Raw genomic sequence first — 1,139 nt, forward strand, 5'->3', positions numbered from 1 at the left:
ATTGATATTGGTGGGAATCGTTGGACACCAGAGAAACACTTTGACATTGTAGATATTCGATAAAAAACAGCTCTATGAGTTGTTTTTTATCTTTAAACGGTGTTTTAGGCAAGAAGAGTTAGTTATATAGAATAATAGCTTTCAATATCTTTGGCTAATTTCAGTGACATTTAACTTATGGTTACAAGATGGATATTTTAATAGTAGATAACAATAGGGAAATGTTCTGTCTTGTTCATTTTAAGGTTGGAAAACCTACAATATATTTAAAAATAATAAATATAGACAATATAGAAATAGAAAGGAAGATTTATATGGCAACATTTATTTATCCAACAGATACAACGAGAGTAACAAGTGGTTTTAGAGGTGACAGACCAAATCATCATGGAATTGATCTTGCCGAAGCAGGCTATCATCCAATTTATGCAGCAGCTGGCGGGCAAGTTAGTCGTTCGTATTTTTCAACTAGTTATGGTGAGTGTATTATGATTGTCCATAATATTAATGGAGTTACATGGGAAACCGTATACGCTCATATGCGAAGTGGCTCCCGTACAGTTAAACAAGGTGATTATGTTACACAAGGACAAACAATCGGGGTTATGGGAGAAACTGGAGAAGCCTACGGTCAGCATTTACATTTTGAAATGCATAAAGGCAGCTGGAATATTAATAAGAGTAATGCTGTGAATCCGTTAGACTACTTGGGAAAAGGTGGCATTGGTGGTACACCGCAACCAGAGGGGATTGGGATGGCAAGATCAATATACTGGGAAGGATATGGCATTAACTATTACGATGGACCACACGGTAAATATATTGCGGACTTTACGACAGCAGCAGAGGTATTATACTGGGATGCGTACTGGGGCGATGATAATGATGTTTGGTTAGATTTAGGTAGAAGCCGTTGGGTAAAAGCAGAGCATTATTATTGGAGACCCTTCAAAGCAATATCAAAATTTCCAGAAGGATATGAAGTAAGCTATTGTGATGGAATTGACGGCGCATACAAAGGCAGTATTAACTCAAAAGAACCTCTTACAGTATTCTTCCGTAAAGAAGGCTGGATTGATATTGGTGGGAATCGTTGGACACCAGAGAAACACTTTGACATTGTAGATATTCGATAAAAA

Annotated in this window: 1 protein-coding gene; it reads left to right on the forward strand. The window is 37.1% G+C overall.

The features are described from left to right. Positions 1-314 precede the first annotated feature (314 nt). Positions 315-1,136 carry a M23 family metallopeptidase gene (locus tag CER22_RS31060; protein WP_088610509.1) on the forward strand — a complete coding sequence of 274 codons (822 nt, stop codon included), beginning with the start codon at positions 315-317 and terminating at the stop codon, positions 1,134-1,136. Positions 1,137-1,139: the final 3 nt, after the last annotated feature.

Source organism: Bacillus sp. K2I17 (assembly GCF_002209985.1).
GTDB lineage: Bacteria > Bacillota > Bacilli > Bacillales > Bacillaceae_G > Bacillus_A > Bacillus_A wiedmannii.

Excerpts from the sequence above, each read along its gene's own strand:
- CER22_RS31060 (WP_088610509.1), top strand. The coding sequence starts at position 315 with ATGGCAACATTTATTTATCCAACAGATACAACGAGAGTAACAAGTGGT.